Source organism: Halotia branconii CENA392 (assembly GCF_029953635.1).
Classification (GTDB): Bacteria; Cyanobacteriota; Cyanobacteriia; order Cyanobacteriales; family Nostocaceae; genus Halotia; species Halotia branconii.
Genome location: NZ_CP124543.1, coordinates 4,132,734 through 4,152,946, shown reverse-complemented (window position 1 = coordinate 4,152,946; position 20,213 = coordinate 4,132,734). Strand labels below are relative to the sequence as shown.

Below are 20,213 nucleotides of genomic sequence, written 5' to 3'. Positions count from 1 at the left end.
ACTTTAAAAAAACCAAAATCTTGCATAAACTGAGCAACTTTGCCAGTTAAATGATTGTCAGAAGACACATTCAACATATTAAAATAACCATCTATGGTTAGCGACTAGCTACAGCCACAGCCAAAGGTTCAGTACCTACAGGAGTTTCTAATACCCGTAAGCTGGGAAACAAGAAATGGTTTTCTTCTACGTATTGAGCACCAAACAGCCCCTTTTCTGCCCAGAAATAACGGTCTGTGGTGTGTTCATTTCGCTTTACCAGTAGTAAAGCAGGTGGCGCTATCCTCTCAGCTTGAATAAATTTTCTCGCTGCTGTCACAGGCTTTTCTTCGCCACTTTCAATGCTATATTGAGGCACATGTTCTAAGATTCGTCGTCCTTCTTGGCGACGACGGCTTTTGCGTTTGCGTCTCCTTGCCAACCTATTGTCCTCCTCTTTCAAGCTGATAGATTGTAGTTATAGCTACAAAATCCGTCGCAATTATATAAGTTCTAGTTAAAAAAATCAATAGTTTTTTAACTTTTGATACGGGAAAAATAATATTTTTGTATATAGCTAAATCGATAGTGGTGGAAGATATAATCCCCAAAAGCAAGCTATTACTGAGAAGTTTTAGTTAAGCTTTATTGAATGAGTGAGGGAAAATTAAGTGTTTTCTTTAATCTTCCCTCAAATTCCGTGATCCTGAGCAAGAGCTGAAAAATGTTAATGTCTGCCAGTTCAGATTTTGTTGCTCTATGTCGAGAGCAAATAGCACTGCTAACCCAAGGGCTAGGAGCAACTTTAAGTGTTGTTTACCTCACACACGAATTGGTAGATGCTCCAACCGATGAGGCAAAATTGATTCCTGTGGTAGTTTATCCAGAGACAGCATTGTTGCAGTCAGGGCAAGAAATTAGTCAAGCAACAGTACGCAAGCAACTCCAAATAAGCAATGTTTTGCTACTACCCCGGCAACAGGGAAAATTATTGACTACAGGATCGCAATCTCCTAACTCTTCACAGGAGACAGAAATACCAGATACTGAGCAATCTTATTTAAAAGATGAATACCTGTTCAGTCAAAACCAAATCGTGCTACCTCTAATCCATGAGGGCGTAATGCTCGGTTTATTGGTGACAGCTAGGGAAGATCGCCCTTGGAACGAACAAGAGCAAAGCAAAATACAAAGAATAGTTCAAACCCTGGCGATCGCTTGTATTTTGGATCAACGTCGGGCTTGGCTGCAACATCAACTGCATCAACAACAAATTCTCCAAGAACAGCAACAAGATTTGTTAGATAATTTATTGCACCAGTTCCGCAACCCGTTAACAGCCTTACGAACCTTTGGCAAACTGCTATTAAAGCGACTGCGCCCAGGTGATCCTAACCGAGATGTAGGAGCCAATATTGTCCGAGAAAGCGATCGCCTGCAAGAATTACTTCAAGAGTTTGATAAAGTCATTGACTGGACAGAGTTAGACTTAACACCACGGTCGCTGCCCGAAAACGAAGTATTTGTAGAAGCTACTGTCCAACAAGAATCCAAACCAGCATTATTATTGCCAGGAACGGGAGATCAAGCGACTAATTGCTATTTAAAAGATTTATTAGTGCCATTGTTAGTTTCAACTCAAGCCATAGCACAAGAGCGCCATCTGCAACTACAAACACAAATCCCTACCAATTTGCCAATAGTAAAAGCCAACATCAAAGCATTGCGAGAAGTATTAAGCAATATTATTGATAATGCATTGAAATATACTCCCACAGGTGGCAAAATTTCCATCCAGGCAGGGCAAAAAAAAGCTAATTTTCAAGGAGTTGCTATTAGTGATACTGGCCCTGGCATTCCTCCACAAGATTTAGCACATCTTGGAGAACGACATTATCGGGGTGTACAAGCTCAAACTCAAATTCCTGGTACGGGTTTAGGAATAGCGATCGCTAAACAATTAATCGAACAAATGCAGGGCGAAATTGAAGTTTTCAGCCCTGCAATCAATTCAGATATTACTTCACCCGATACTCCGGGAACTACGTTTATTGTTTGGTTGCCGGAAGTTGATAAGAGGCAGGGGGCAGGGAGCAGGTGAGCCAGCCCGGTCTTGTTGTTCCAACAAAGAGGAGCCAGCGCGGTCATGGGGGTTTCCCCCAGGAGCGACTGGCGTTGGACTGGCGAACCCGAAGGGGAGCAGGGGGGAAGATAGAGCTTCTCCTGCTTTTTCACAATTCGTAGTTAAACTAGGGTACGGGCTATTTGAGTGAAACTAACAGATTTTGATTGATTGTCATCTGCAAATCGGTGTCTGGGTTGATAGCGATTAAATCAACGCTATTCTTGCCAAAGAATAAACCGATTAATGCACCGATACCAGCACCACCCAAGACTTCTTCTGTGGCGATCGCGCGATCGCCTGTGACGGCAGAGACTGCGGCGGCGGCTCCTGCCCCTAAAACAGTATTCTTGAGAATTGTACCTGTACTAGTACCCTTGTTCACAGTTTCTTTTTTGGTAATAACTTCCGAAGTAGCGTTAATTTGATACTCTTGGCCTGTAGTTAAAACTAGTTTTTCAGCCACGAATTGAGAACCGCCTGTTGCAGGTTTGAGTTGACCAATAACTTGACTACCAGCAGGAATCACTACTGCTCCTTCTTGAGTAACTACGCTTTGCGATACTGTTAGCGTTAAAGGTGCTGTTTCATCTTTAGTCACCAGAATTTTTTCTGCCTTGTCATATTTGACAGGAATAGAGGTTCCTTGGGGAATGGTTACAGCTACGGGTGTTGGCGTAGTTTGTCCACCAGCCACGATATAAGGCGAGTTAATTGCCGAGGCTTGATTAGAACTAACCAACGCTTGGTAGATAAAAGCTGCTACTTGGGCGCGTGTAGCGGTTGTAGTGGGATTTAAGAACTTAACGTTAGGATAGTTGACTACAATTTGCTTCTCAGTCGCTGCTGCGATGGGACTACGGGCATAGTCAGCAATGTTATAGGCATCATTGAAGTATTGGAGAGTGCTGTTAACGTTACCAATGGGAGAATATTCCAGACCATTGGCGAGGGAAACTAAAACTTGTTGGCGGGGAATAGCTTGGTTAGGTTCAAAGCGATTGCCAGGGTATCCCGACAAGAAACCAATAGTATAAGCTTGCTGAATGGCGCTTGATGCCCAATAGTTGCTAGGTACATCTACAAATCCAATTGGCTGACGTTTTTGGGCTTTTTGGAAAGCTTTGTTGACCATTGCCGCAAATTGAGCGCGTGTCACAGGTTCTTCTGGACGGAAACTACCATCAGGGAAGCCAGCAATTACACCTCGCTGTGATAATTGTTGAATAAATTGTGATGCCCAATAATTAGATGAAACATCAGAAAAGGTAGTTTGAGCTAAAGATGGTGCGGCTGCAACAAAAGGAGCCATAGCACCTACTGTAAGGCTCAAAGCCATAAGAGCAGATGTTTTAGATTGCCAACGATTTAAAGTAAACATTGTTTTTACTCCATTAAATTTATTTTTTCTTCTGTTAGTTACTTAGACCATTTATGAAATACAAAGTTCCTATTTTTTTGATGTTTTATGTCTATTTTTACTCTAAATAGCAGTTCTAAAACAACTTTATATCCTAAAAAATAGGTATTAGATAATAGTGCAATTACCTAATACCTATTACTTGCTATCAAACCAATGTGGATATAATAGAAGACGATACAAAAGGCAGGAAAGTTGCTGATAATTAAATATTTTTCCGATTAAAAACTAAGCGATCGCCTACTATATTAAAAGCGGCGATCGCTCATAGATAATGATTAAGTTCACGACTAAAAATGAACGATTTTTAGTAGCGATATAATGTCAAGTTAGAATTTAATGTGAGTCTTAAATCCTGTTCTGGTCTAATGACGAAGGCTTCAGTTTCTTGTTTCCGTAATAGTACACTTGCTCCTGCACCCGCAGCCGCACCAATCACAGGTTTTAAATCATCGATTCTTCGATTACCTGTAACTAGTGAACCTAAAAGACCAGCACCTGCACCAATAGCTGCATCAGTTAAAACCTGACCAGTATTAGGTCCTTGGGAAATTTTTTCGGTTGTAGTATATGTCTGAGAAGTAGCATTAATCTGTTGACGTTGGCCATTAGAAAATATTAATTCTTGGGCTACAAACCGTACACCTTGTCTGTTATCTCTATCTCTATAATAAGTATCTAGATTTACAGGTTCTAGTTGTCCAACAATTTCAGTGTTTCTAGGAATTAATACATTTCTATTCCTATCAATAATGTCATTGGCAATTTTCAGTCTTAAAGATTTAGTTTCCCCAGGCTTAACAGTAATTTTATCGCTGTCGGCTCTCACAGGAAAACTTACCCCTGAAGGAATGGTGATGTTTCTAGATTGTCCGATATTGTATTGTGCATTAGCAGGAGCTAATGTAATTAGAGGAGTAAGGGCAACTGTAGTCATTGCCATTGTCATAAGTGCAGCAGTTCCAGATTTCCAACGATAAAAGCGTGTCATAGTAGGGCTTCCATTTATGTCTGTAATATATTTAATGACGAGGACTTACTGAGTTTGTTTCTGACCGTTTTTAAACGTGACTATAGTCATATTCCGCAAGACAGGTTTCTCATGACATGTGAAGTACATGCAGTTCTTAATTTTTTTTACCGCCTATGTCTACATAAAATCAATCCTGGTAAAGGCGGACGAATTAACGGCCAACTCATATCTTCTATTTTAAGTTTTTTAGCGATAATTTAAAAACTCACAGCGATCGCCAACCATACACCAAGTAAAGTTATGCGAGAGAACTTCGTTTAAAACTTCAACCCAGCAACTCGCGCAATTTCATGGTCTTAGTCTATAATTAGAGATTGTGTCGATTCCAAGCTAGACCATGCCTAAATTAAAGACCCGTAAAGCAGCAGCGAAGCGATTCCGTGCCACTGGCACAGGTAAAATCGTGCGCCGTAAAGCTTTCAAAAATCACCTTTTAGAACACAAGTCTGCCAACAAAAAGCGTAAACTGTCCCAGACTGCACTTGTCAATGAACGCGATGCAGAGAATGTGCGCTTGATGCTCCCATATTTGTAAGTATAAGTTTTTCAGGAAATAAATTATGACTAGGGTAAAACGCGGTAATGTAGCTCGTAAACGCCGCAATAAAATTCTCAAACTAGCTAAAGGTTTTCGTGGTTCTCACTCAACTTTATTTAGAACCGCCAACCAACAGGTAATGAAGGCACTACGCAGTTCTTACCGCGATCGCAAAAAGAAAAAGCGCGATTTTCGTCGCCTTTGGATCACCCGGATTAACGCGGCTTCTAGACAACATGGCTTGAGTTACAGTCAGCTGATGGGCAACTTGAAAAAAGCAGACATCCAACTCAATCGTAAGATGTTGGCACAATTGGCAGTCCTCGATCCAGCTAGCTTTAGCAAAGTTGCTGAATTGGCAAGCCAAGCAAAAGGGTAAAGTGTAAAGAATGAAGGCTGAAGTATATTCTACAGATAGATCTGAAGATAAGTTGCCAAGAGAAGCTAATTGCTTGGAAAAAAAGAATACATACATGAGGCAAAAATTCTTTTTTTCATCCTTCATTCTTTACTCTAATCTACGCCAATTTGCCCCCAAAGCTTGTACATACTTAACTTTGATATTGTCAGCCACTATTTTTTGCTATTCGTTTTTAGGAATCGGATTGACTGCATCTGCCGCCACCATGCCAGAAATTCAACGGCGGGGCTATTTAAAGATTGCTGTTAAAGATAACCTTCGTCCCTTAGCTTTTAAAGATGCTAATGGCAATCTACAAGGCTTAGAGATTGACATAGCAAAACGCTTGACAGAAGAATTGCTAGATAAAGATAATGCTGTAAAATTGCAACCAGTAATAAACCGCGATCGCCTGTCTGTAGTTTTAGATGATAAAGTTGATTTGGCGATCGCTAGAGTTACAGCAACTGAATCACGCGCTCGTTTGGTAAGTTTCAGTGTACCTTATTACTTCGATGGTACTGTCTTAATTACAAAAGATGCCTCTGTGCAGAAGTTTAGTGATTTGGCAAAACGGAAAGTTGCCGTACTCAATCACTCTAGTACCATTGCCGAAGTTCGGTATTATGTTCCTAATGCTGAGTTAGTTGGTGTTAATTCTTATGAAGAAGCGCGACAACAAATAGAAAGCAATGCGGTAACAGCCTTTGCCGCAGATACTAGCGTTCTTAGCGGTTGGGTGCAACAATATCCCCAATATCGACTTTTGCCAACGAAGCTATCAACTGCACCGTTATCTGTAGTCATGCCCAAGGGATTGCAGTACGATGATTTAAGACGACAGATTAATGAAGCGATCGCGCTTTACACAGCAAAAGGTTGGCTAAAAGAACGTGCTAAGTATTGGGGTTTGCCTTAAGTAACTTTTAGTATTTATATTTCAAAATAATGGATAATAATCTAGCCGTTGTTTACCTCTCAATTTTTGTAGGTATACTTGCATTTGCAGTTGTGAGTATTTTTCGCCAGATTTTTAAAACTCGTAAGCGTGAAAATGCAATGTCACGGTTGCGAAAAAAATTGGAAAAAGAAAAGGGTACGGCTCAAGAATATTACGAATTAGCGAGTATTTATTCAGAAAAAAAGGTTTTTTCTCAGGCGATCGCGCTGTTTCAAAAAGCGATTAAAGCCGCTGAAGAAGAACAAGAAGAAGATAGCGCTCCTATTTTCAACGGACTAGGTTATGTTTATTTTGCTCAAGAGCAATATGATTTAGCAATTCGTCAATACAAAGAGGCCTTAAAACGTAAACCCGATTATGTGACAGCCTTAAATAATTTGGGACATGCTTATGAACGAAAAAAATTAACTACTCAGGCATTACAAGCTTACGAAGAAGCATTAAAATTTGCTCCTAATAATACTACAGCCAAACGTCGGGCTGAATCTTTACGCCGTTTGGTTTCTGCATAGTTTATCAAAGGTAACTGAATTAATTTCCCAATTTGAAGTAATCGACCCTGACTAAATCAGGTACAGACGTAATTTTTTGCCCATAACCTAAAACTAAAGTGAAACCTTGATTTTGAACTTGATAGCGATCGCCACGTCTTAAAGAAGATTCTCCTAGTAGATAGCTAGAGTCAATGGCAGGATCAAAGGCATCATACTCAATCAAAAATTGATTTGTAAAACTCCAAATATTGCCAATTTCTTTAGCTATTAATTGACGACGAAGTGACCAAAAATATGCCGTTTGTTGAGTTTCGGGTTCATCATCTGGGTATGGAGATAATAGATACCGTTGCGGCTGGATTCCATGTTCGTTAGCATCATCAGCTAACTCACCTTCTTCTCCCTGAAAGTATTCAACAAGTCTTCCATCTTCAAATAAATCGTAGCCAATTGTACCGCTAGTGTCACTTACATTCAGCTTGATAACTGGTTTTTCTAATTGTTTTGAAAGCTGGGCTAATTCGGTTGATTGCAAATGCATTGTGTCAGAAACTATAATCGACCAAGGATGTCCAACTAATTGATATGCAAATACAAAAGTACCTGACGCTTCGATCTCTTTTCCCATCACATCATATCGGGATTCTATAGATTTTTTAGCAAGAGCATTGGATAGCTGATCTAACGGTACTTTCACAAGTATAACTTCAGCATTGCGATCAATCGATTCAATACCTCGCCTTGCAGACCAAGGGCGAGTAAACTGCTTCGTTGCTTCATTTCTAAATTGCTCATCCATACCGTTGTTCTTTATAGGTTTAGCTGCTTTCACCTGAGAAACTATATAACCGAAACATAAAAAGAGTGTTAAAGCTATTGGCCAGATTTTTATTTTCATATTGCTCCCGGTACTAACACTCTATGAAAATGCACTTAATATTTATTAAACTTAATAAAACAAAATTGAGAAAATATTATAGATGACCAATGCTGGTAAATTAATTTGATCTAAGTTTCCAAATTGTGCATTCCGAGGAAAATTATAACTCAAATAAATCTGATTTAATAACTACTTTCGCCACCGATTGAGCCAATCTATCTGACCAACCCAATCTGCTGCTTTTGCCTCAGATAACAGGCCATTTAATGCCGCAATCAAATCTGAAAGTGACCAACTATTCTGAGCAGCAAGGATAATCCCGCTATGTTGAGGATACTGTTGTGCTAGAACAATAAAGTCTCTCACGTTAAAAGTAAAGATGCATCTGCTCTGAGCAGTTGAGCGTAATAATTGAGTTTCATCATTAGCATCCAAGGACATCCAGTCATTTGGTGTACGAGTGACATCATGCCCTTTAGCCACCAATGCTGAATGCAGGGATTTACTTGAGGTATCTGCATCCAGATGAAGCTTAAGTTTCACCATTGGCAAGTTCTAAGGATTGCTCAAAAGCGATCGCCGTGTCAATCTGCACTTTATTTACTGCATAAAAACTCAGAGCTTCTTTTACCTGCACTTCAGTAAGCTCATACTCATTAGCAATCTGACTTGGATTCATACCCCATTTTTGGAAAGCGATCGCCACAGTCTGCACTCTAATTCCTGTCCCTTTGATGACTGGTACAATTTGCCCTTTTGCACCCTGACGATAAGCAATTTGTAGAAAAGACGCTTTCAGGGTACTTACTTTTTCTGTTACAGCCCACAAAATAAATTGGTCAAGCGAAATACCCTGACTCTGAGCTAATTGCTCAATCTCATGTTTCAACTGGTCAGGTAAATTTAGGGCATATATTGTCATTTTTAGTTTTTAGTTTCTGACTCTAGAAATATCATATTCTAAATCTAAATAAACATCCTATTTTGATACCATTTCACGAAATATTTGAAACAGATGATTGGTCTTTAATTCTTTCCCCCTGCTCCCTGCTCCCCTGCTGCCTATTTGTATCAATTTTAAAGTGAAACGGTATGAATCATGGGCAAGATCTGTTTGAATCTACCTTTTTTAGCTAGAAACTCGCTCTGAGCTACTTATGTTTACTAATAACCAATGCTGGTAAATTAATTTGGTCTAAGCTTCTAAATCTATCGGGTTCCTAGCTGAAGTTAGGAAATAGATAACTATACATTGTTCTCAACATATAAAAAATGATTAAGAGGCTACAGTTTTTTGGTTTAGCGATCGCCATCATTATTTGCATTTCGTTCTCTGTAGGTTTGACAGAAAGATTATCAGCTCAACAGCCTGTAATCTCCCATCCTTTAGCTTCTTTAACAAAAGCAGAAATTACAACTGCGGTTTCAGTACTCAAAAAAGCAAAAACGTTGAGTGAAATGGCAGTATTTCCAGTGATTGCCTTACAAGAACCAGATAAAAATGCAGTTATTAATTTTACATCCGGTAAATCATTTCCGCGACAAGCTTTTTTAGTAGTCTATGAACGATCGCAAAACAAAACTTATGAAGGTGTAGTTGATCTGCAAACTCAAAAATTAAGTTCTTGGCAAGAAATAACTGGTGTTCAGCCTGCAATTGTTAATCCAGAATATGAATTGGCCAACCATGTAGTCAAAGCTGATCCTCGCTGGCGAACCGCAATGAAGAAGCGGGGAATTACAGATTTTGATCAAGTCCAAATCAGTTGTTGGGCGGCGGGAGTTCTCAGTAAACAAGAAGAAGCCGCAGGTAATCGTCTGTGTCGAGCTTTATCTTATTACAAAGGCGAACACCTACGGCGCGCTGGAAGCGAACGCTGGAATTATTACGGCAGTCCCATTGAGGGAGTGTTGGCAACGGTCAACTTAAATACTGGTACAATCTCCAGTTTTGTAGATCAGGGAATTGTTCCCTTCTCGAAAGCAAACTGGGACTACGATCTAAAGTCTTTAGGCAAATTACTTTCACCACTCAAAGCATTAAAAATTTTGCAACCTCAAGGTGCAAATTTCCGAATTAATGATAATGAGATTAGCTGGCAAGGTTGGAAGTTTCGCTATTTAATGCATCCCCGTGAAGGGTTAATCCTGTACTTGGTTAATTACAACGACGGAGAAAAAATTCGACCAGTATTATACCGTGCCAGTCTATCGGAGATGGTTGTACCTTATGGTGATCCCGATCCTACTTGGTCATTTCGGAATGCCTTTGATGTTGGAGAATACAACTTAGGTTCTTTAGCAAGCAGAATGGAATTAGGTAAAGAAATTCCCGAAAACGGCTTGTTATTGGATTCTGTATTAGCTAATGAGCAAGGAGAACCTTTTGTAATGCCGGGGATTGTGGGTATTTACGAACGCGATCGCGGAATGCTTTGGAAGCATTATGAATATAATACTCAACGTAATGATGTACGCCGCAGTCGTGAACTAGTAATGACGATGACTGTGGCAGTTGATAACTATGATTACAGCCTCAATTGGATTTTTCATCAGGATGGTACTTTGGAGGTGGAAAACGAATTAACGGGGATTGTGCTGGCAAAAGGAACGGCTGCTGAAGCAGATGCCTATGGTAAGTTAATAGCTAAGAATATTATTGGAGTGAATCATCAGCACTTTTTCAATTACCGTTTAGATATGGATGTAGATGGTCAGGCTAATTCTGTCATGGAAATGAATGTCCAAGCCTTACCGATGGATGAAAAAAATCCTTTAGGAAATGCGATCGCAGTTGAAGAAACTCCCTTAGCAAAAGAAACAACTGCTGTACGCGATCTGGATTTAAAACACAGTCGAGAATGGATGATTGTCAGCGCAGACCAAAAAAATACTCTGGAGGCTGCACCTGGATATATGCTAATGCCAGGAGGAAATGCTGTATTTTTACCTGTGGAAGCTTCAAAAATTCGCCAGAAAGCAGAATTTGCTACTCATCATGTCTGGGTAACAAAATATCAGCCAGATGAACTTTACGCTGGTGGCGATTATCCTAATCAAACTCAACCCAACCAAGGTTTACCAAAATACATTTCAAATGATGAATCTTTGATGGGTGAAGATATCGTTTTGTGGTACACAATGGGCGTAACTCATATCCCGCGATCGGAGGATTGGCCTGTAATGCCTGTTCACCGAGTTGGATTTAAAATTGCTCCTAGAGGCTTCTTTCCCCGCAATCCAGCCATTAATTTACCTTAAGCTCATCCCATAAAAGGGGATGGGATTTCGTGTCAGTGGTCAGTAGTCAGTTGTTAGTTGTTTTCGCTACTGACCACTGACTACTGACACCGGACGGTGGCGGGCGACTATCCCGGACACTCCTTGTTCGCGTTAGCGTCTCTGGAAGAGAAGAAGTGGGCTTCCCGCCGCCTTTGGTGAACAAACCCAGGAAAAGTTAAAATGAAGCCATTGAATTAAATTAAAGTGTAATTGATAGAAACAGCAGCGATCGCCAAAGCAGTGAATTGACTTGTTGGAGAACATTTTGCTGTGAGGCTGAATCGATAACATTTTAACGAATCTCGATCAAAGTTTGCCACTGGGTGTCTTAGCCTACAAACGCCCCCTTTTGCAGAAAAATAGCGCGTCCATCGTCGGGCGTGAGTCCATTGAGAACCAGCGATCGCCATTCAAGAATTAAAAAAATTTATCAGGCAGTGACTACAATGACGCTAAACTCTGATGACGAAGCAGCCCTTAGAGTCAATTTGATAGCCCCTGATGAAATTAGCCGATATCCTCAAAGACTCAAATTATAAGCTGTCGCAGTTTGCGATCGCTGAAATTGAGCAGTTAGAGCAGACGATTACTCTCAAGGCGACCAAAAACGGTGATGTTCCTTATACGGTTTGTTTGGTGCGCCAAAAGGCGATTAAGCTAACGCCAGAGGAGGCAATCCGGCAATTATATTTACGAGTTTTGAGCGATCGCTTGCACTATCCCCTCAGTCGCATTCAGGTTGAGTATGGGGTGAACTTTGGGCGAGAAGTGAAACGGGCAGACATCGTGGTGATGGACAAAGACCGTCCTAACACGGTTTACATACTTGTAGAGCTAAAAAAGCCAAAGCTCAAGGATGGAAAAGACCAGCTGCGCTCTTACTGCAATGCCACAGGTGCGCCCATCGCAGTCTGGACGAATGGCGATCAAATTTCCTACTATCAGCGCAAAGATCCCAATTATTTTGAAGACATTCCAGGGCTGCCCAATGCGAATCAAACCCTAGCAGATATTCTCCAGATCAAGTTCACCCTGGAAGACTTGATCGCTAATGACAAATTGGTGAAGGAGAATAAATCTCTCAAGACCTTAATCGAAGAAATGGAAGATGAGGTGCTAGCAAATGCTGGGGTGGATGTATTTGAGGAACTGTTTAAGCTGATTTTCACCAAGCTCTATGATGAATGGTATTCTGGACAGGGCAACAGGCGATCGACCCGTTCTTTAGAATTTCGTAATACGGGACAGACAGAAGCCGCACTGAAAACTAAGATTCAGGATCTATTCGACAAAGCCAAGAAGAAGTGGGAAGGGGTGTTTAGCGAGGATGCCAAAATTAGCCTCACGCCGTCTCACCTGTCGGTTTGTGTGTCATCTTTGGAAAATGTCAAGCTGTTTAACTCCAACCTGGATGTAATCGATGAAGCCTTTGAGTATTTGATCAACCAGAGCAGCAAGGGCGAAAAGGGACAGTTTTTTACGCCGCGCTATGTAATTGATCTGTGCGTGAAAATGCTCAACCCGCAAGAGGATGAGTACATGATCGACACAGCTGCGGGGTCATCGGGGTTTCCGGTGCATACAATTTTTCATGTGTGGCGTCAGATTTTAGATGATGAGGGTTTGCAAGCCAGTCATTTGTTTTCGCTGGAAGATAAGCCGCCCCGGTGCAAGGAGTATGTGGAAGAAAAGGTGTTTGCGATCGACTTTGATGAAAAGGCGGTGCGAGTGGCGCGGACGCTAAACCTGATTGCGGGGGATGGGCAGACGAATGTGTTGCACCTGAACACGATGAAGTCACCGAGCAAGATGATTGGGATGACATTTACCATGAGGGATTCAAACGGCTGAAACGGCTGCGGCCAAAAAATAGCAAGGACTATCGAGAGTTTCAATTTGATGTGCTGATGGCAAATCCACCCTTTGCAGGAGACATCAAAGAACCGCGCATGATTGCCCGCTATGACCTAGCGAAAAAGCCGGATGGCAAGTGGCAAAGTAAAGTCGGGCGCGATATTTTGTTTATTGAGCGCAATCTGGATTTTTTGAAACCAGGGGGTAGAATGGCGATCGTGCTTCCTCAAGGACGCTTTAACAACTCTTCCGACAAGAACATTCGAGATTTCATTGCGGAACGCTGCCGGATTTTGGCGGTGGTGGGACTACATGGCAACACCTTTAAGCCGCACACAGGCACAAAAACCTCTGTGCTGTTTGTGCAGAAATGGAATGATGACCCCAAAGCAGGCGCACTCTGCCCCCGAAAGGATGACTACAACATCTTTTTTGCCACGATGCGAAAGTCGGGGAAGGATAATTCTGGAGACAAAATTTGGCGCAAGATTTCATCGTCTGCGGCTGCACCACCCAATGATGAACTCAGCGATTTGATGCCGCCTTCTCCAGTGCAACGAGTCGTTGGGGTAGAGAGTGATTTTTTGCGAGATAATCACGAACATTTAGTGGTAGATCACGACCTGTATAACCACGAAGGAAAGACAGAAGACGGCATTGCTGAAGCGTTTATTGAGTTTGCCAAAAAGGAGAACTTCAGTTTTTTTGAACTAAGCCCATCTGTTGCGCCGTTTGATGCTGTGAAGTATCAGCAGTTAATGGATGGGCTGGAAGCAGTTGAATTAAGTTTAAAGGAAGCTTTGAAGGAAAATATTTCTTTTAGAGTAGATAGTGATTTTTTTAAAAAACAATATTTACAAGAATATTTTCAAAGAAATAAGTTTGAAAATATCATTCTTGGTGATATTGCATTTATTACTGATGGTCAGCATGGATATCATGAAGTAGATGAAACATCAAACATCTCTCATATAACGGCTAAAAATACGAAGAACTGGTTTACAGATAAAATTGGTGCAGATGGATTAGCTCAATGGGTTGATGATAAAAATAAACGTTCTTCTCTTCAAGAAAATGATATTCTTCTGGCTAATCGTGGAACAATAGGATGTTGTTCTATTGTTAAAAGTGATATTTTGCCAGCAAATATAGATCAAGATATTGCCAGAATAGCAATTATTTCAAATTCACCAATTCTTCCTGAATATCTCTTAGCCTACCTAAATTCAAATATTGGCTATGACTGGGTTATTAGAAATTCTTCCGGTATGGTTCAGCAAGGATTACCCTTAAATAAAGTCAGATTAATACCCATACCCTTTTTGAATATAAAATTTCAACTAAGAATAAAATCATTAATTGACCTATCTTGGGAAACGAAAGAGTTGTCTAAGGACATATATCAACAAGCTGAGGATTTGCTGTTGTCGGAGCTTGGCTTGCAGAACTGGCAATCTACCGAAGAAACCATTGCCGTCAAGAGTTTTGCTGAGTCGTTCCTGTCCTCCGAGCGCTTAGATGCTGAATATTATCAACCAAAATATGATCAAGCAGAAGAAGCTATTAAAAATTGTGGTTTTTCATCTCAAAACTTAGGTTCATTGATAGAACCAATTCAAAACGGTTTTGACTACCGAGAGTATAACGAAGAAGGAACGCCTTATATTCGTGTTGGCGATGTCAAAAACGGACAGATTAATTTTGACAGTGCCGTAAAAATTCCAATTACGATGGCTGATGTTGATAAGCCTGTGGGCTTACAAATCGGAGATATTCTTTTTACCCGTAAAGGTAGTTTTGGTAATTCCGCAGTTGTTACAGAACTAGAAGTTAACGGGATTATTAGCAGTGAAATTATGCTTCTACGTTTAACTTCAGTTTCTAGGCAAAAAGTTTTACCAGAGTATGTCAGTTTATTTTTGAATTCAAAATTCGGTTACTTACAGGTTGAGCGTCGAGTTCATGGCGTAGCCTACTACAGTATTTCTCAACCAGATTTAGCCAATTTGTTAATTCCAATTTTACCAAAACTTCAACAGCAAAAGATTGTTGAAAAGATAAATTCATCATTTTCATTAAAACTAAAATCCAAACAACTACTAGAAATTGCTAAAACAAGAGTAGAACAGGCTATTGAGACTGATGAAGCAACAGCCACAACTTGGATAAATCAGCAACTTGAAGCCTTGGGCATTAATCTAACCACGACCACTTAAAGCATCTGGGAGTAATCATGAAAGCACTTAAAGTTATGGCAACGATTAACGATCAGGGACAACTAACTTTAGATCATCCGCTTTTAACTGATAAAAATAGCCGAGTAGAAGTCATTGTGCTAATCCCTGAAGAAGAAGAAGTTCTCGATGATCAATCTCAAGTAGAAGTCTTAGCAGATTTCCGGCAAGCTTGGCACGAAGCCATGACTGGGCACACTATCCCGGTGGCTCAACTTTGGGAAGGTCTTGAAGATGGTTGATCAGCCTTTGATTCAAGTTCAAGCTTCGCCAACGTTTAAACGAAATATACGCGCTCTTGCTAAAAAATATCGCAGTATTCGGAATGACATACAACCTGTTATCGAACAACTTCAGCAGGGAGAGTTATCAGGAGATCAAATACCTGGTGTTGGTTATGCAATCTTCAAGTTGAGAGTCCGAAATAGCGACGCTCAAAAAGGTAAAAGTGGCGGCTATCGTCTGATTTATTACGTCAAAACAGCAACTGGAATCATTCTACTGACTGTTTATACCAAATCTAAACAAGTTGATATTGCAGCAAAAGATATTCAGAGCATCATTGCAGAATATGAGCAACAGACAATCAATGATGAAGAAAGGGATATATAAACCACTGCTAGAAATTGCTAAAACAGGAGTAGAACGGGCGATAGAAACCGATGAAGCGACAGCCACAACTTGGATAAACCAGCAACTTGAAGCCTTGGGGGTAAAACTGACATGATTGCTCAACCTGAGACAAAACACTACACCGTTGAAGAGTACCTGGAACTTGAAATCGCCTCCGATATCCGCAACGAATACTGCGATGGAGAAATTATTCCAATGACTGGTGGAACACCCAACCATAACGATATTGCTGGAAACTTGTATATTTTGCTTAAATCTGCCCTAAAAGGTAAAAACTACCGAACTTTCTATGCCGATCAACGACTTTGGATTCCCAGTGTCAGCCTATATACCTATCCCGATGTGATGGTTCTGCCCAAACCCTTAGAACTTCAAACTGGACGCAAAGATACCGTGGTGAACCCTTGCTTTATCGCGGAAGTGTTGTCTAAGTCCACCCAAAACTACGATCGCAGTGAGAAATTTGTTGCCTATCGTAAAATTCCTACCTTCCAAGAGTATTTGCTGATCGATCAATATCGCATACACGTTGAGCATCATGTCAAAACAGCTGCTCATCAGTGGCTATTTTCAGAATACGACGACCCAACTGTCACCCTTTCTTTGAGTACCTTTGAGTTGCAAATTCAAATTGCAGAACTTTATGAAAATATTGATTTTTCAACCGTTTGAGTTGAATGGCTAAAACAGGAATAGAACAGCCGATAGAGAGAGACGCATGAAGCGATCGCAACGGCTTGAATAAACCAACAACTTGAAGCTGTTGGCATTAATTTCTCAAATTCAACTTAATTTAATAGAGGCATAATGTCCGAGATTACCCTAAACTCAGAACAACTCAAGGAAATATTGAAAAGCGCGATCATCGAATTGATTCGTGATAAACGTGAAGAAGTCTCTGAATTTTTGGCAGAAATTATTGAAGACATAGTAATGGAACGAGCGATCGCGGAAGGTGAAACAACTGAACTGGTTAACAGCGACTCCATCTTTCAACTTTTGGAGCCGAAATCGTGAAAGTCTAGTTCAGAAAAAGCTTTGAAAAGGATCTTAGTAAGATTCGAGATGAGGACTTATCCTGAAAATTAAGACTGTAATAGAAGAGGTGGAAACTGCTGAAAGTTTTACGCCGCGTTAATCACGGGCTATTGTCATATTTTAGACCTGAATCCTTACACCACTACTAACCCAAATTGATAAAAATATTTGCTGAAAAATTAAGATTTGTTTTACTTAAACAACCTTAATGTTGTTTAAGTAAACAGCTAAACCCCTCTCACTGAAAGAGTTTGGGCGATTACATTGGAGTGTAAACCTAGATAAGCACCCACTTCTTTGGGGTTACAAGTTTTGAGACAATCTCAGAAGCGATTTAATTAATAGTCAAGCAATCATAGTCCACCGTTTATCGGACTCCATCTTAATTTAAGTTGAAAAGGGAGAACACATAATGAAATTGGCTTACTGGATGTATGCCGGCCCAGCTCACATCGGCACTCTGCGAATCGCCAGTTCGTTTAAAAACGTTCATGCCATCATGCACGCCCCACTTGGTGATGACTACTTCAACGTTATGCGTTCGATGTTATCGCGGGAGCGAAACTTTACCCCAGTAACAACTAGTGTTGTTGATCGTAACGTTTTGGCACGCGGTTCTCAAGAGAAGGTGGTAGACAACATTACCCGCAAAGATGCCGAAGAACACCCGGATCTAATTGTGTTAACTCCTACCTGCACTTCCAGCATTCTGCAAGAAGACCTACATAACTTTGTGGAACGGGCGCAACTGGAAGCAAAAAGTGACGTGATGCTAGCGGACGTGAACCACTACCGTTTTAACGAACTGCAAGCAGCCGATCGCACTTTGCATCAAATCGTCCAATACTATATTGAGAAAGCCCGTAAAAAAGGAGAACTACCAGAAGGCAAAACCGAAAAGCCCTCTGTTAACATCATTGGTACTTCCACCCTTGGCTTCCACAACCAACACGACTGCACCGAACTCAAGCGGCTAATGGCTGACTTGGGAATTGAGGTAAATACCATAATTCCCGAAGGTGCTTCAGTAAGTGAGTTGAAGAAAATGCCAAGGGCTTGGTTTAACTTAGTGCCTTACCGTGAACTCGGTTTAATGGCAGCTGTTTACTTACAAGAACAATTTGGTACACCCTACATCGATATTACTCCGATGGGTGTGGTGGAAACTGCCCGTTGTATTCGTAAGATTCAGCAGGTAATTAACGAACAAGGTGCAGATGTTGACTACGAAGATTTCATCAATGAGCAAACTTTGCATGTGTCTCAAGCTGCTTGGTTCTCCCGTTCTATTGACTGTCAAAATTTGACTGGCAAAAAAGCTGTAGTATTTGGTGACAACACCCACGCCGCCGCCGTTACCAAAATTTTGGCGCGAGAAATGGGGATTCACGTTGTTTGGGCTGGAACTTATTGCAAGTATGATGCTGACTGGTTCCGCGAACAGGTTAGTGAGTATTGCGACGAAGTGTTGATTACTGATGATCACGGCGAAATTGGGGATGCGATCGCTCGTGTTGAACCCTCCGCCATCTTTGGTACTCAAATGGAACGCCACGTTGGTAAGCGCTTAGATATTCCTTGCGGTGTAATTGCTTCACCAATCCACGTACAAAACTTTCCTATTGGTTACAAACCATTTTTAGGTTACGAAGGTACAAATCAGATTACAGATTTGATCTACAATTCCTTCACTTTGGGAATGGAAGATCACCTATTAGAAATATTCGGTGGTCATGATACCAAAGAAGTAATCACTAAAGGAATTTCTGCTGATTCTGATTTGAACTGGACAAAAGATGGTCAAGCAGAATTGAACAAAATTCCGGGATTTGTGCGCGGTAAAGTCAAGCGAAATACTGAGAAGTTTGCCCGCGATCGCGGCTTCAAAGAAATCAACGCTGAAGTACTTTATGCGGCGAAGGAAGCTGTCGGAGCTTAGATTAGCTAACTATTTGTCAGTAGTCAGTGGTTAGTAGTCAGTAGTAAGGAACTTCAACTAAAAAGTATCCCATCGTTTTAGAAGCAGAGGGGCAGGAGAGATAAATAACAACTGACAACTGACAACTGACAACTGACCCGCGTAGCGTAAATAAAATACTTAATTAAATTATCAATTTTGACAAAAGAAACAATTAATTTTGCACCTTATTACACACAAAAAAACGGAGTTGCTTACTGTGGTGATAGTTTTGAACTTATTAAACTAATTGACGAAAATAGTATTAATTTAATTTTAACCTCACCTCCTTTTGCTCTGACACGTAAAAAAGAATATGGCAATGAAAGTGCGGAAAAATATATTGAATGGTTTCTACCTTTCGCTTATGAATTTAAAAGGATATTAGCAAATAATGGTTCATTTGTTATAGATTTGGGAGGTGCTTACCTTCCTGGTAATCCGGTACGGAGTATTTATCAATATGAGCTTTTAGTGAGATTGTGTAAGGAAGTGGGCTTTTTTCTTGCTCAAGAATTTTACCACTACAATCCAGCTCGATTACCTACCCCTGCGGAGTGGGTGACAATCAAACGGATTCGGGTGAAAGATTCTGTAAATGTAGTTTGGTGGTTATCGAAAACACCAAATCCCAAAGCAGATAACAGAAAAGTTTTAAAGCCCTATAGCCAAAGTATGAAAAAGTTACTCACAAATGGCTATCAAGCTAAAATACGTCCTAGTGGACATGATATTTCTCAGAAATTCCAAAAAGATAACCAAGGCGCAATTCCAGCAAACGTTTTAGAAATTGCTAACACTGAATCAAATAGTGCTTATTTACGCCGTTGTAAAGCAGCAGAAATTAAACCCCATCCAGCACGTTTTCCTCAAGGGTTTGCCGAGTTTTTTATCAAATTTTTAACTGACGAAGGTGATCTAGTTTTAGATCCATTCGCAGGTTCTAACACAACTGGGTTTGTTGCTGAAACTCTGGAACGCCGATGGATATCTTTTGAAATTAATGAGGATTATCTTATAGGTAGTCGTTATCGCTTTAGTCAATAGTTAGACTAACTTAAGAGTGGGTAGTTAGGAGTGAGTAAATAAAATTTATAACTCATAACTATTTACTTAAATCTCTCCATTAACTTGCATTTGATGAACTTGATCTGCTAGTTCTTGACGACTTTGATCATCTAGCTTGTCAATTGCTAACATCCCCATAAGAATCACCTCTTTCAAGGTCAAACGTGTCGAATGTGCCTGTTTTTGCACAATCTCCTTAATAATTGGACTAACACCGATCGCTGTACTAGCTCTAGCCACAGAAGAATAGGTAAACATTAATGACTTCGCCTAAATCTTAGCACTTATAACACAGCTCTTCTATAATCAATAAGACTCAA

At 40.5% G+C, this 20,213-nt stretch carries 23 protein-coding genes; 15 read left to right on the top strand and 8 right to left on the bottom strand.

What is annotated here, in order from left to right; translation table 11 throughout:
* Window positions 1-97: 97 nt before the first annotated feature.
* Window positions 98-421 (bottom strand): DUF3155 domain-containing protein, encoded by a 324-nt coding sequence (locus QI031_RS18265; RefSeq protein WP_281481082.1) that lies wholly within the window; start codon window positions 419-421, stop codon window positions 98-100.
* A 282-nt stretch (window positions 422-703) separates the two neighbouring features.
* Here QI031_RS18265 and QI031_RS18260 point away from each other — a divergent pair, with 282 nt between their 5' ends.
* Complete coding sequence (locus QI031_RS18260) at window positions 704-2,080, top strand: GAF domain-containing sensor histidine kinase (protein ID WP_281481081.1); 1,377 nt, start codon at window positions 704-706, stop codon at window positions 2,078-2,080.
* A 160-nt stretch (window positions 2,081-2,240) separates the two neighbouring features.
* On the opposite strand, the gene QI031_RS18255 is transcribed toward QI031_RS18260, so the two are convergent.
* Together QI031_RS18255 and QI031_RS18250 are read right to left on the bottom strand one after the other, a co-directional pair.
* Window positions 2,241-3,482 carry an S-layer homology domain-containing protein gene (locus QI031_RS18255; protein WP_281481080.1) on the bottom strand — a complete coding sequence of 414 codons (1,242 nt, stop codon included), beginning with the start codon at window positions 3,480-3,482 and terminating at the stop codon, window positions 2,241-2,243.
* Between the two features lie 346 nt (window positions 3,483-3,828).
* Window positions 3,829-4,512 (bottom strand): conjugal transfer protein TrbI, encoded by a 684-nt coding sequence (locus tag QI031_RS18250; protein WP_281481079.1) that lies wholly within the window; start codon window positions 4,510-4,512, stop codon window positions 3,829-3,831.
* A 379-nt stretch (window positions 4,513-4,891) separates the two neighbouring features.
* Here QI031_RS18250 and rpmI point away from each other — a divergent pair, with 379 nt between their 5' ends.
* Genes rpmI through QI031_RS18230 form a run of 4 tightly spaced genes read left to right on the top strand, consistent with a single transcriptional unit; the run spans window position 4,892 to window position 6,965 of the window.
* Complete coding sequence (gene rpmI / locus QI031_RS18245; protein ID WP_281481078.1) at window positions 4,892-5,089, top strand: 50S ribosomal protein L35; 198 nt, start codon at window positions 4,892-4,894, stop codon at window positions 5,087-5,089.
* 25 nt (window positions 5,090-5,114) lie between these two features.
* Window positions 5,115-5,471 carry a 50S ribosomal protein L20 gene (gene rplT / locus QI031_RS18240; RefSeq protein WP_281481077.1) on the top strand — a complete coding sequence of 119 codons (357 nt, stop codon included), beginning with the start codon at window positions 5,115-5,117 and terminating at the stop codon, window positions 5,469-5,471.
* Window positions 5,472-5,481: 10 nt separating this feature from the next.
* Window positions 5,482-6,411, top strand: coding sequence for a transporter substrate-binding domain-containing protein (locus tag QI031_RS18235; protein ID WP_281481076.1), 930 nt, complete (start codon window positions 5,482-5,484; stop codon window positions 6,409-6,411).
* A 29-nt stretch (window positions 6,412-6,440) separates the two neighbouring features.
* Complete coding sequence (locus QI031_RS18230) at window positions 6,441-6,965, top strand: tetratricopeptide repeat protein (RefSeq protein ID WP_281481075.1); 525 nt, start codon at window positions 6,441-6,443, stop codon at window positions 6,963-6,965.
* Window positions 6,966-6,984: 19 nt separating this feature from the next.
* On the opposite strand, the gene QI031_RS18225 is transcribed toward QI031_RS18230, so the two are convergent.
* The 3 genes from QI031_RS18225 to QI031_RS18215 form a co-directional block, all read right to left on the bottom strand.
* Window positions 6,985-7,845, bottom strand: coding sequence for a hypothetical protein (locus tag QI031_RS18225; protein ID WP_281481074.1), 861 nt, complete (start codon window positions 7,843-7,845; stop codon window positions 6,985-6,987).
* A 171-nt stretch (window positions 7,846-8,016) separates the two neighbouring features.
* On the bottom strand, window positions 8,017-8,373 hold the full coding sequence (locus QI031_RS18220) for a DUF5615 family PIN-like protein (RefSeq protein ID WP_281481073.1): 357 nt from the start codon (window positions 8,371-8,373) through the stop codon (window positions 8,017-8,019).
* Window positions 8,360-8,749 carry a DUF433 domain-containing protein gene (locus QI031_RS18215; protein ID WP_281481072.1) on the bottom strand — a complete coding sequence of 130 codons (390 nt, stop codon included), beginning with the start codon at window positions 8,747-8,749 and terminating at the stop codon, window positions 8,360-8,362. The genes QI031_RS18220 and QI031_RS18215 overlap by 14 nt, the downstream gene beginning before the upstream one ends.
* 350 nt (window positions 8,750-9,099) lie before the next feature.
* Here QI031_RS18215 and QI031_RS18210 point away from each other — a divergent pair, with 350 nt between their 5' ends.
* Window positions 9,100-11,088, top strand: coding sequence for a primary-amine oxidase (locus tag QI031_RS18210; protein WP_281481071.1), 1,989 nt, complete (start codon window positions 9,100-9,102; stop codon window positions 11,086-11,088).
* Between the two features lie 215 nt (window positions 11,089-11,303).
* On the opposite strand, the gene QI031_RS18205 is transcribed toward QI031_RS18210, so the two are convergent.
* Window positions 11,304-11,429, bottom strand: a complete 126-nt coding sequence (locus QI031_RS18205; RefSeq protein WP_281481070.1) for a hypothetical protein — start codon at window positions 11,427-11,429, stop codon at window positions 11,304-11,306.
* Window positions 11,430-11,610: 181 nt separating this feature from the next.
* Here QI031_RS18205 and QI031_RS18200 point away from each other — a divergent pair, with 181 nt between their 5' ends.
* The 9 genes from QI031_RS18200 (at window position 11,611) to QI031_RS18160 (ending at window position 19,872) form a co-directional block, all read left to right on the top strand.
* Window positions 11,611-12,960, top strand: coding sequence for a type I restriction enzyme HsdR N-terminal domain-containing protein (locus QI031_RS18200; protein ID WP_281481069.1), 1,350 nt, complete (start codon window positions 11,611-11,613; stop codon window positions 12,958-12,960).
* A gap of 56 nt (window positions 12,961-13,016) precedes the next feature.
* On the top strand, window positions 13,017-15,179 hold the full coding sequence (locus QI031_RS18195) for an N-6 DNA methylase (RefSeq protein ID WP_281481068.1): 2,163 nt from the start codon (window positions 13,017-13,019) through the stop codon (window positions 15,177-15,179).
* Between the two features lie 17 nt (window positions 15,180-15,196).
* Window positions 15,197-15,439, top strand: coding sequence for a type II toxin-antitoxin system RelN family antitoxin (locus QI031_RS18190; RefSeq protein ID WP_281481067.1), 243 nt, complete (start codon window positions 15,197-15,199; stop codon window positions 15,437-15,439).
* Window positions 15,432-15,809, top strand: coding sequence for a type II toxin-antitoxin system RelE/ParE family toxin (locus QI031_RS18185; RefSeq protein WP_281481066.1), 378 nt, complete (start codon window positions 15,432-15,434; stop codon window positions 15,807-15,809). The genes QI031_RS18190 and QI031_RS18185 overlap by 8 nt, the downstream gene beginning before the upstream one ends.
* Window positions 15,787-15,924, top strand: a complete 138-nt coding sequence (locus QI031_RS18180; protein ID WP_281481065.1) for a hypothetical protein — start codon at window positions 15,787-15,789, stop codon at window positions 15,922-15,924. The genes QI031_RS18185 and QI031_RS18180 overlap by 23 nt, the downstream gene beginning before the upstream one ends.
* A complete protein-coding gene (locus QI031_RS18175; protein ID WP_281481064.1) occupies window positions 15,921-16,502 on the top strand; it encodes a Uma2 family endonuclease in 582 nt (193 codons plus the stop codon). The genes QI031_RS18180 and QI031_RS18175 overlap by 4 nt, the downstream gene beginning before the upstream one ends.
* Window positions 16,503-16,637: 135 nt before the next feature.
* The gene (locus tag QI031_RS18170; protein ID WP_281481063.1) at window positions 16,638-16,847 is read left to right on the top strand and encodes a hypothetical protein; all 210 of its coding nucleotides are present in this window, start codon (window positions 16,638-16,640) and stop codon (window positions 16,845-16,847) included.
* Window positions 16,848-17,280: 433 nt separating this feature from the next.
* Window positions 17,281-18,807, top strand: a complete 1,527-nt coding sequence (gene bchB / locus QI031_RS18165) for a ferredoxin:protochlorophyllide reductase (ATP-dependent) subunit B (protein ID WP_281481062.1) — start codon at window positions 17,281-17,283, stop codon at window positions 18,805-18,807.
* Between the two features lie 177 nt (window positions 18,808-18,984).
* The gene (locus QI031_RS18160) at window positions 18,985-19,872 is read left to right on the top strand and encodes a DNA-methyltransferase (RefSeq protein WP_281481061.1); all 888 of its coding nucleotides are present in this window, start codon (window positions 18,985-18,987) and stop codon (window positions 19,870-19,872) included.
* Window positions 19,873-19,938: 66 nt separating this feature from the next.
* Here QI031_RS18160 and QI031_RS18155 read toward each other — a convergent pair whose 3' ends face one another.
* A complete protein-coding gene (locus QI031_RS18155) occupies window positions 19,939-20,151 on the bottom strand; it encodes a hypothetical protein (RefSeq protein ID WP_281481060.1) in 213 nt (70 codons plus the stop codon).
* Window positions 20,152-20,213: the final 62 nt, after the last annotated feature.